General features: G+C 75.0%; 1 protein-coding gene. It reads right to left on the bottom strand.

Annotated features, from left to right (window positions below; genetic code table 11):
• Window positions 1-102: 102 nt before the first annotated feature.
• Window positions 103-11865: an SDR family NAD(P)-dependent oxidoreductase gene (locus ACFVIM_RS26865; protein ID WP_384306271.1), complete on the bottom strand. Its 11763-nt coding sequence runs from the start codon at window positions 11863-11865 to the stop codon at window positions 103-105.
• Between the last annotated feature and the right edge of the window lie 47 nt (window positions 11866-11912).

The raw sequence follows: 11912 nt of genomic DNA, 5'->3' as shown, positions 1-11912 counted from the left end.
GCCGTGCTCCACGGCCGCCCGCCCCGAGAAGGCCGGGACGCGGTCAGCCGGTGCCCCGGCGGGGCGCGGCCATCGGTCTCCATCGGTCAACCGGTCGGCCGGTCAGCCGATCTCCCGGTCCAGGAACTCGTACAGGTTCTCCTCGGTCAGCTCGTCCAGGTCGGCGGTGGCGGGCGCGGCCGGGTCCGCGGTGGCGGGACGCGCGGTCACCGGTCCCGACGGTTCGAGAGCGGCGAGCAGGGCCCGCAGCCGGTCGGCGATCTCCGCCGTGTCCCCCGTGTCCCCTGTGTTCACCGCCTCCCCGGAGTCCGCCGCCTCCGTCAGCGCGGACAGGGATCCCGCGAGGGCGTCCAGATGTCCTCGTACGACGGCGGCCGGGTCCTCGGGGGCGAAGAGCAGCCCGTGGAGGTGGTCGGCGAGTTCGGCGGGGTTGGGATGGTCGAAGACGACGGTCGCGGGCAGCGTCAGGCCGGTGGCGGCGGCCAGCCGGTTGCGCAGTTCGATCGCGGTCAGGGAGTCGAATCCCGCGTCGCGGAACGCCTTGTCGGCGCCGGGGCCGTCCGCGGCACCGCCGTCGCGTCCGAGGACCGCGCCCGCCTCGGCGCGGACCAGGTCACGCAGGCGGTCGCGCCGCTGGCCGGCCGGGAGGGCGCTGATGTCGGTGACCCGGGAGCGGCCCGCTCCGGCCGCCGGGGTCCGGGAGACCGGCGGTGCCACGGTCCGGCCGCCGCCGATTCCGGTCAGCAGCGGCGGCAGTTCACCGGCCCGGGCCCGCTCCCTCAGCGTGGACCGGTCGAGCGCCATCGGCACCAGGGCGGGCCGGGTGGCGCCGAGCGCCGCGTCCAGCAGTCGCATGCCCTGCGCCGGGGCGAGCAGCCCGACGCCCGAGCGGGTGAGGCGCCGGGTGTCCCCGGTGTCGAGCCGGGCGGTCATACCGCCGGTGGGTTCCCACATGCCCCAGGCGAGACTGACGGCGGGGTGCCCGGCCGCGCGGCGCCGGGCGGTGAGCGCGTCCAGATACGCGTTGGCGGCGGCGTAGTTGGCCTGTCCGGCGCCGCCGAGGACTCCGGCGGCCGAGGAGAAGACCACGAACGCGGCGAGGTCCAGGCCGCGGGTGAGGGCGTCGAGATGGCCGACGGCGTCCGCCTTGGGCCGCAGCACCCGGTCCAGGCTCGCGTCGTCCAGCTCGGTGACCACCCGGTCGTCCAGGGCGCCCGCCGTGTGGATGACGGCGGTCAGCGGGGCGTCGCCGGGGACTTCGCGCAGGAGGGCGCGGACCTGTTCGCGCTCGGACACGTCGCAGGCCACGATCCGCACCCGCGCTCCGGCCTGCTCCAGCCGCGCCCTGGCCTCGGCCGCGCCGGGCGCCGCCGCGCCGGACCGCGAGGCGAGCAGCACGGAACGGATCCCGTACGCGCTCACCAGGTGCTCCGCCGTCAACGCGCCCAGGGCGCCGGTTCCCCCGGTGACCAGGACCGTTCCGGTGGGGTCGGGGCGGCGCGGCAGGACGAGGACGTTCTTGCCGATGTGCTGGGCGCGGGACATCGCGGTGAAGGCGTCCGCCGCGCGGTGCGCCTCCCAGCGGGTGAGCGGGGGCGGGGTCAGCGCACCCGTGGCGAAGAGGCCGAGGACCTCGGCGAGCATCTCCCCCACCCGCCGGGGTCCCGCGTCGACCAGGTCGAAGGCGTGGTAGCCGGGCGCGGCGGCGCGGATGTCGGTCTTGCCCATCTCCAGGAACCGGCCGCCGTCGCCGAGCAGGCCCAGCGAGGCGTCGACGTACTCCCCGGTCAGGGCGTTGAGGACGACGTCGACGGCGGGGAAGCGGCGGGCGAAGTCGAGGGTGCGGGAGTCGGCGATATGGTCGTCGGGCAGCCCCTGGGCGCGCAGGACGTGCTGTTTGCCCTCGCTGGCGGTGGCGAAGACCTCCGCTCCCAGATGCCGGGCGAGCTGGACGGCGGCGGTGCCGACGCCTCCGGTCGCCGCGTGCACGAGCAGCCGCTCGCCGGGCCGTATCCGGGCGAGGTCGACCAGACCGTAGTAGGCGGTGAGATAGACCACGGGTACGGCGGCGGCCGCCGCGAAGCTCCACTCCCGCGGCATCCGCGCGACCATCCGGGCGTCGGTCACGGCGTACGGGCCGAAGCTGTGCGGGAACAGGCCCAGTACCCGGTCGCCGGGGCTGAGGTGCTCCACCCCGGGGCCGACATCGACGACCACGCCCGCGGCCTCACTGCCGAGGGCCGGCTCCCCCGGGTACATCCCGAGGGCCATCAGGACGTCCTTGAAGTTGAGCCCGGCGGCCCTCACCTCGATCCTGACCTGGCCCTCCCCGGCGGGCCCGGCCGCCTCGGGGCGGGGTGCCGGGGCGATCCCGTCGGCGGTGCCCGTGCCGGTCACCGCCAGCGCCCACGGGTCGCCCCCGTGGGTGTGATCGGCCCGCTCGGTGTGCCGGACCAGTCGCGGAACGGTGAACCCGTCTCCTCGTACGGCCAGTTCCGGTTCGCCCGCCGCCAGCGCGGCACCGACCGCGGCGGGAAGACGCGCCAGGTCGGCGGAGTCACCGAGGGCGGCCAGGACGATCCGGCCGGGGTGTTCCGTCTGGGCGCTGCGCACCAGACCGTGGACGGCGGCGGCGGCCGGGGAGTCCTCCTCGGTGACCACGGCGAGCCGGGTCTCCTGCCAGCGGGGGTCGGTGAGGAGGGTACGGAGGACACCGATGGTCCGGGAGAGGACGGTACGGGCCCGGCCGGGCTGGTCGGGACCGGGGGCATCGGCGGGATCGGGGGCATCGGCGGCGGTATCGGCCGGGATCCTGAGGGTGAGCCAGGGGGTGACCCGTGCGGGCAGCGCCTCGGCGTCCTCGATCACCGGGCCCGTGTCGACCGGTGTCCCGCCCGGGGGCAGGGCATGCCAGTCCACCGCGTACAGGTCGTCCGGCCCCTGGGTGAGTGCGGCCGGCCGGCTGACCAGGGCGCCCAGGGTGAGGACCGGGGCGCCCTCGGTGTCGGTGACCGTGAGCGAGGCGCCGCCGCCGTCGCCGGGCGCCATCCGCACCCGTACCCGGGACGGCTGGTGGGCGTGGACCTGGAGCCGGGTCCAGGCGAAGGGCAGGGTCACGCCCTCCCCGGAGGTGGCGAGGGTGCCGGGGTGCAGCATCGCGTCGAGCAGGGCCGGGTGGACGGTGAAGCCCGACGGGTCGGCGGTCTCGTCCAGTTCCACCTCGGCGAAGAGTTCGTCACCGCGCCGCCAGGCCGCGCGCAGGCCACGGAAGGCGGGGCCGTAGCCGTAGCCGGTGTCCGCGAGGTCCTCGTAGAACCCGTCCAGCGGTACGGGGAGGGCGTGGGCCGGTGGCCACTCCGGCAGTGTCGCGCCGTCGGCCGTGGCCGCGCTGACCGTGCCGGTGGCGTACCGGGTCCACTCGCCGTCCTCCGTCCGCCCGTGGACGTTCACTCCGCGCCGGCCCGTGTCATCGGCCGCGCCGACCGCGACGCGTATCCGCAGGGCGCCGGAGTCGGTCAGCCGGGCGGGCGCCTCCAGGACCAGTTCCTCCAGTACGGGAGCGCCGGTCCGCTCGCCCGCGTGCAGGGCGAGTTCGGCGAGGGCCGCGCCGGGGACGAGGACGCTGCCCGCGATCGTGTGGTCGGCCAGCCAGGGGTGATGGGCGACGGAGAGCCGCCCGGTCAGCACGGTCCCGTCCCCGTCCGGGCTCTCGACCACCGCGCGCAGCACCGGGTGCGTGGACGGGGTCAGCCCGAATACGCTGACGGCGCTGACGTCCTCGGCGGGGGTGCCGGAGGCGAGCCAGTAGCGGCGGTGCTGGAAGGCGGTGGTCGGTACCTTCACGGCCGGGACGTCGGGGGTGAGGGCGGTCCAGTCGACGTCGGCGCCCCGGGCCCAGACCTCGCCGACAGCCGTCAGCGCGGTACGGACCTCGGGACGGTTACGGCGGGTCAGCGCGAACGCGTCCACGCCCAGGGCACCGGCGAGGCTGGTCAGCACACCGCCGGGACCCAGCTCCAGCACCGTTCCCACGTTCAGATTCGCGACGGCGTCGGCGAAACGGACCGTGGCACGGACCTGGTTCACCCAGTACTCCGGCGAGCAGGCGTCCTCATCGGAGAGACGCTCACCCGTGACCGTGGAGACCAGCGGGATCGTGGGAGGCGAGAACACCAGCCCCTCAGCCACCCGGCGGAACTCCGCCAGCATCGGCTCCATCAACGGCGAATGGAACGCGTGACTGACCTCCAGCCGGCGCCCCTCCACACCCAGCCGCGACACCAGCTCATCGACCGCGTCCGCCGCACCGGACAGCACGAGTGACGACGGACCATTCACCGCCGCCACCGCCACCCCGTCCGTGAGCAACGGCAACACGTCGGCCTCCGACGCGTTCACCGACACCATCACCCCACCCGAAGGCAGCGCCTGCATCAAACGCCCCCGCGCCGCCACCAACCGCACCGCATCCGCCAGTGTCAGCACACCCGCCACATGCGCCGCCGCCAACTCCCCCACCGAATGACCCACCACGACCTTGGGCCGCACCCCCCACGACGCCAGCAACACGGCCATCGCCACCTCCACCGCGAACAACCCCGCCTGAGCAAACACCGTCTCCCGCAAAGCCTCTTCGTCCCCGAACACCACCTCCCGCACCGAACACCCCGTCAACTCACCGTCCAGCAACCCACACACCTCATCAAACGCCCCCGCGAACACCGGAAACGCCTCATACAACTCCCGGCCCATCCCCACCCGCTGAGCACCCTGACCCGCGAACAACCACCCCACACCACCCTCACCAGCCACCACCGACGACACCACCAACGACCCCAACCCCTCAACCGCCTCACCAACACCACCAGCAACCACCACCCCACGCCACTCCCACGCGGTCCTGCCCGACACCAATCCGCGCGCGGTGCCGTGCAGGTCGGCGCCCCGCTCCAGATGGCTGGCCAGACGCTCGGCCTGGGCCCTCAGTCCCTCCGGGCTACGGCCGGAGACGATCAGCGGTACCAGGCCGGTCGGTGCGGGAGTGGCGGGCACGGGCAGGCGCGTCGGCGCCTCCTCGATCACGACATGGGCGTTGGTGCCCGAGACGCCGAACGACGACACACCGGCCCGGCGCGGACGGCCGTTCGCCTCCCACGGCACGGCCTCCATCAGCAGCTCCACCCGGCCGGAGTCCCACTCCACCTTCTCCGACGGACGGTCCACATGCAGGGTGCGGGGCAGCACCCCGTGTCGCAGCGCCAGAATCATCTTGATGACACCGGTCACCCCGGCCGCCGCCTGAGCATGACCGATGTTGGACTTCACCGACCCCAGCCGGAGCGGCTCCGACCGGCCCTGCCCATAGGTCGCCAGCAGGGCCTCCGCCTCGATCGGGTCGCCCAGTTCGGTTCCGGTGCCATGGGCCTCGACCGCGTCGACCTCGGACGCCGAGAGCCCCGCGCTGGCCAGGGCCTGCCGGATCACCCGCTGCTGTGCCGGGCCGTTGGGCGCGGTCAGGCCGTTGGAGGCGCCGTCCTGGTTGACGGCCGAGCCCCGGACGATGGCCAGGACCTCACGGCCCTCCCGTACCGCGTCCGACAGCCGCTGGAGGACGAGCACACCGACGCCCTCGGCCCACCCCGTACCGTCCGCGCCCGCCGCGAACGACTTGCAGCGGCCGTCGGGGGAGAGTCCGCGCTGCCGCGAGAACTCCACGAAACCGGCGGGTGTCGACATGACGGTCGCGCCTCCGGCGAGCGCCATCGAGCACTCGCCCGAGCGGATGGCCTGGGCCGCCAGATGCAGGGCGACCAGCGACGACGAGCACGCCGTGTCGATCGTCACCGCCGGGCCCTGGGCACCGAGCACATAGGAGACACGTCCGGCGGCGACGCTCGCGGCGGTGCCGGTGCCGAGGAGCCCTTCGAGGCCCTCGGGCTGGGTACCGGTCGCGTAGTCGTGGTACATCAGGCCGGTGAAGACGCCGACCTGCTGGCCACGCAGGGACAGCGGGTCGATCCCGGCGCCTTCCAGGGCCTCCCAGGAGGTCTCCAGCAGCAGCCGCTGCTGCGGATCCATCGCCAGCGCCTCACGCGGCGAGATGCCGAAGAAGTCGGCGTCGAAGAGGCCCGCGTCATGCAGGAAGCCACCATGGCGGGTGTATGTCGTCCCGAGAGTGTCCGGGTCGGGGTGGTAGAGCCGCTCCAGATCCCAGCCACGGTCCACCGGGAAACCGGACACCGCGTCCCGGCCCTCGGCGAGCAACCGCCAGAAACCCTCCGGGTCGCTCACCCCACCCGGCAGCCGCAGCCCCATACCGACGATGGCCACGGGGTCGTCCGTGACGGCGGCCGTGGTGGACACCGTGGCGGGGGCGGGAGCGTCGGCCGTGGTGCCGGAGAGACGGGTGTCCAGATACTCCGCCAGGGCGGTCGCGTCGGGCCGGTCGAAGACCAGGGTCGCCGGGAGCCTGAGCCCGGTCGCGGCGCTGAGGCGGTTGCGCAGCTCCACCGAGGTGAGCGAGTCGAGCCCCAGTTCCTGGAAGGCGCGACGGGGTGCGACACCGGAGACCGGGAGGGCGAGCGCCGCGGCGGCCTCGCGCCGGACCAGGTCGACCAGGCGTTCCCGGCGGTCGTCGCCCGCGCCGAGGGCGGTGAGCGCGCCGCCGGAGGAGGGCGCGGCGGGGGCGGTGATCGCGCGGCGGACGGGCCCCGCGATATCGCGCAGCAGCGCGGGCAGCCGCCCTTCGGTGGCGAGCGCGCGGAGCGCGGGGACATCGAAGGCGATCGGTACCAGCAGGGCCTCGGACCGGTTCAGCGCCGCGTCGAAGAGACCGGTGCCGTCGGTGGCGCGGAGCGCGGTGACGCCCTTGCCCTGGGTGGCCCGCGCGTCCAGATGGGCGGTCATCCCGCTCGGCGGGGCCCACAGCCCCCAGGCCAGGGACCAGGACGGGTGGCCGGAGGCGCGGCGGCGGGCGACGACGGCGTCGGCGTAGGCGTTGGCCGCCGCGTAGTTGGCCTGTCCGGCGCTGCCGAGGACACCGGCCGCCGAGGAGAAGACCACGAAGGCACGGACACGGGGGTCGCGGGTGAGGTCGTCCAGATGGGCGAGGGCGTCGGCCTTGGGCCGCAGGACCGTGTCGATCCGGCCGGGGTTCTGGGCGCCGAGCGTGGCGTCGTCCAGGGCCCCGGCGGTGTGGACGACACCGGTGGGCGCGGTGGCCGCGAGCAGTGCGCCCACCGCGTCCCGGTCCGTGACGTCACAGGCGACCAGCTCGACGGTCGCGCCCGTGGACTCCTCCAGCCGGGCCTTCAGCGGCCCGGCGCCGGGCGCGTCGGGGCCCCGGCGCGAGACGAGCACGAGGTGGCGTACGCCGTGGCGGGTCGCCAGGTGTTCGGCGATGAGGGCGCCCAGGGTGCCGGTGCCTCCGGTGACGAGCACGGTGGCGCCCCAGTCGGGGCCCGTCCCGGCGGATTCCGTTCCCGCGGATTCCGTTCCGGTGGATTCCGTTCCGGTGGATTCCGTTCCGGCGGCGGGCTCCTGTGTGCCGACAGCGGGCTCCGGTGTGCCGACCCGGCGCAGACGGGGTACGTGGAACCGCCCGTCGCGCAGGGCGAGCCGCCACTCGTCGGCGGCCACCGCCCACCCGGCGATCCGCGCGATCTCCGGGGCCGCGGCGATCTCGGGAGTCTCCGGCGCCGGGGCGGCCTCGATGAGCAGGAAGCGTCCGGGGTGCTCGGACTGGGCGCTGCCGACCAGGCCCCAGACAGCGGCCGCGACCGGGTCCGTGAGGGGCCCGGTGACCACGGCGAGCCGGGTCTCCTGCCAGCGCGGTTCGGCCGTCAGGCGCTGGAGTACGGAGAGGACGTCGGCGAGCACCACCCGCGCCCGGTCCGGCTCGGCCAGCTCCCGGGGGCCGTCCGGCACCCGCAGCAGCAGCCAGGGCGCGGGCTCGGCCCGGTCCAGCTCCCCGGCGTCCACGATCACGGCCATGGCGGTGACGGCGGCGGGGCGGGACACGGCGGAGGTGCCGGGTCCGGGTACGGCGACAGCGGAGGCAGCGGGCGCGGCGACGGCAGTGGATCCAGGCGCGGCCGCGGGCGTGAACCCCGCCTCCGTCCACTCACGTGTGTATACCTCGCCCCGGCCACGGGTCGGTTCGGTGGTGGCGGGCAGCGGCCTGGTGACGAGGGAGCCCAGGGTGAGGACGGGTGCTCCGGCGGTGTCGGTGACCTCCAGCCGGACGCCGTCGCCGGGTTCCCGGCTCAGTCGTACGCGTACCGAACGCGCGCCGGAGGCATGGACGGCCACACCGTTCCACGCGAAGGGCAGGGCCACCGCGCCGTCCTCGCTCCAAACGGTGGCGGGGTGCAGGGTGGCGTCGAGGAGCGCGGGGTGGAGCGCGTACCCGGCGGGATCGAGACCGTCGGGGAGTTCGGCCTCGGCGAGGAGGTCCGTGCCGTGGCGCCAGATCGCGCGGACGCCCTGGAGGGCGGGGCCGAAGCGGTATCCGGCCGCGGCGAGGCCCCCGTAGAACTCCGAGGTGTCCAGGCGTTCCGCCCCGGCGGGTGGCCAGGGTGCCGGTTCGGTACGGGGCCCGGCGCTGGTGGCGGGGGTGAGGGTGCCGGTCGCGTGCCGGGTCCAGTGCGGGTCGTGCCCACCCTGGGAGTGGAGGGTGACGGGCCGTCGGCCGTCGGCGTCCTGGGCGCCGACGACCACGCGCACCGGGAGGGCCGTGTCGCCGTCGAGGACCAGGGGTGTCTCGATGAGGAGTTCCTCGATGACCGGCGTCCCGGTACGGTCACCCCCCTGTACCGCCAGCTCCACCAGCGCCGCACCCGGAACCACCACCCGACCCGCCACCTGATGATCCACCAACCACGGCTGAAGACCCACCGACACCCGACCCGTCAACACCACCCCACCCGACACCGGATCCTCCACCACCGCACCCACCACCGGATGCACCACACCCACCTGCCCCACACCCGACACATCCCCACGCCCCCGCACCAACCAGAACCGCTCCCGCTCAAACACCGTCGGCGGAACCGGCTCAGGCCGCACCTCCGGCACCACAGCCGACCAGTCGACCTGACCACCCTGGACGAAGAGTTCGGCCACGGAACGCACGAACCGGTCACGCCCGCCGTCGCCGCGCCGCAGCGAACCCACCGCCACCGCGTCCGGGGCCGTCGCACCGATCGCCGCCGTCAGCACGGGGTCGGCGCTGGACTCCACGAAGAGCCCGAAGCCCTCGGCGCTGAGCGCGGCGACGGCGTCGGCGAACCGCACCCGGCCCGGCAGATTCCGTCCCCAGTACACGGCGTCCGGCGCGGTCTCCCGCCATGCCAGATCGGCCGACGAGAACCACGGCACCTCCGGCACCCGCCCGGCCACCCCGGCGGCCCAGCCCGCGATGGCGTCGGCGTCCCCGCTCAGAGTGGTGAACCCGGCCGCGTCCACCAGCGGCAGCGCCCCCGCCACACAGGCCGCGGCGATCTCTCCCGGCCCATGCCCCACGACCGCGTCCGGGCGCAGCCCGTACGACTCCCACAGGGCGGCCAGCGACACCGCCACCGCGAAGGTGACCGACCGCTCCACCCGATCGGGCTCCGGCGCCCCGGCGGCCCCGAAGACCACGTCCCGCAGCGACCAGTCGGCATGGTGGGAGAGCGCGGTGGCGCACTCCTCCATCCGGGCCGCGAACACCGGCTCGGCGTCCCACAGTTCCCGGCCCATCCCGGGCCAGACCGCGCTCGCGCCGGGGAGGACGAGCACCGTCCGCCCGGGGTGGTCGGCGGCGCCGGTGTGGAGGTGGCCGGGGGCCGGGCAGCCGTCGGCGAGGTCCCGCAGCCGGGCCGCCGCCTGGGCGGTGTCCCCGGCGAGGACGACGGCGCGGTGTTCCCGTACGGTACGCGCGGTCGCCAGCGACCGGGCCACTCCCGCCAGCGACGGGGTGGCGGCGTCCAGATGGTCCGCGAGCCGGGCCGCCTGGGCCGCCAGCGCCCCGGGGCTCCGCCCCGACACCACCAGGGGCAGCTCACCGATGAGATCGGGAGCCGACGGGAGGGCGGCCGGGGCGGGCGGTTCCTCCACGATGAGATGGGCGTTGGTGCCGGACATGCCGAAGGAGGACACACCGGCCCGCCGGGGACGGCCGTTGGCCTCCCACGGAACGGCCTCGGTCAGCAGTTCCACCCGGCCGGAGGTCCAGTCGACCTTCCGCGACGGGTGTTCGGCGTGCAGGGTGCGGGGCAGGACGCCATGGCGCAGCGCCAGCACCATCTTGATGACACCGGTCACCCCGGCCGCCGCCTGGGTGTGGCCGATGTTGGACTTCACCGACCCCAGCCGGAGCGGCTCCGCCCGGTCCTGGCCGTAGGTGGCGAGCAGCGCCTCGGCCTCGATGGGGTCGCCGAGTTCGGTTCCGGTGCCATGCGCCTCGACCGCGTCGACCTCGGACGCCGAGAGCCCCGCGGTGGCCAGGGCCTGCCGGATCACCTTCCGCTGGGCGGGGCCGTTGGGCGCGGTCAGGCCGTTGGAGGCGCCGTCCTGGTTGACGGCCGAGCCCCGGATGACCGCGAGGACCTCGTGTCCCTCGCGTACCGCGTCCGACAGCCGCTGGAGCACGAGGACACCGACGCCCTCGGCCCATCCCGTACCGTCCGCGCCCTCCGCGAACGACTTGCAGCGGCCGTCCGCCGACAGCCCGCCCTGGCGGGAGAACTCCACGAAACCGGTCGGGGTGGCCATCACCGTGACCCCGCAGGCCAGTGCCATGGCGCACTCGCCGGAGCGGATGGCCTGGGCCGCCAGATGCAGGGCGACCAGCGACGACGAGCACGCCGTGTCGATCGTCACCGCCGGGCCCTGGGCACCGAGGACATAGGAGAGCCGTCCGGAGAGCACACTCGCCGAGGTACCGGTCAGCAGATAGCCCTCGGACCCGGCGGTGGCGCCGTCCGCGTCCATCCCGTACGCCTGCATCGCGCCGCCGACGAAGACCCCGGTGTCGGTGCCGCGTACGGCGGCGGGGTTGACGCCCGCGCGCTCCAGGGCCTCCCAGGAGGTCTCCAGCAGCAGCCGCTGCTGCGGATCCATCGCCAGCGCCTCACGCGGCGAGATCCCGAAGAACCCCGCGTCGAACAGCGCCGCGTCCGTCAGGAACCCACCGCGCCGGGTGGTGGCGGCGGTCTCCGGGTCCCAGCCACGGTCGGCGGGGAACGCGGTGATCGCGTCCGTACCGTCCCTCAGCAGCCGCCAGAACTCCTCGGGGGAACCCACCCCGCCGGGCAGCCGTACGCCCATGCCCACGATCACCACCGGATCGTCCGCGCCACCCACGGCCGGGGCGGCGGGGGCGATGGGCACGGGTGCGGTGGTCACGGCGCCGGACAGCTCACCGTCGAGATGGCGGGCGAGGGTGAGCGCGTCGGGGTGGTCGAAGGCGACCGTCGCGGCGAGAGTGAGACCGGTGGCGGAGCCGAGCCGTCCGCGCAGTTCGAGGGAGGTCAGGGAGTCGAACCCGGCGTCGCGGAAGGCGCGGCCCGGCTCGATCTCCTCGCCCCGCGGCAGCCCCAGCACCGTCGCGGCCTCACGGCGGACCAGTTCGGTCAGATAGGCCACCCGCCGGTCGGTGTCGAGCGGTGCGAGCCGGGCGGCGAGCGCGGTCTCGGCGTGCGGGGTGTCCACCGCCGTACGGGCCGGGGTGTCCGCCGTGGCCAGGGCCGCGAGCAGGGGGCTGGGCCGGGCCGCCGTGAAGAGCGGCACGAACCGCCGCCAGTCCACCCGGGCGACGACGGCGGACGCCGCGTCGCCGCGCAGGACCTCCCGGAGGGCGGCGAGCGCCTTTCCCGGCTCCATCGTCAGGATCGCGCGGCGGCGCAACTCGGCCTCGGTGTCACCGGTGG

Source organism: Streptomyces sp. NPDC057638 (assembly GCF_042800315.1).
Classification (GTDB): Bacteria; Actinomycetota; Actinomycetes; order Streptomycetales; family Streptomycetaceae; genus Streptomyces.
Note: the sequence above shows the minus strand (reverse complement) of the source record. Positions and strands in the feature narration are given on the sequence as shown.

Bases quoted from the DNA above. Each gene is read 5' to 3' on its own strand.
- ACFVIM_RS26865 (WP_384306271.1), bottom strand. From the start codon at position 11,865: ATGGAGCCGGGAAAGGCGCTCGCCGCCCTCCGGGAGGTCCTGCGCGGC.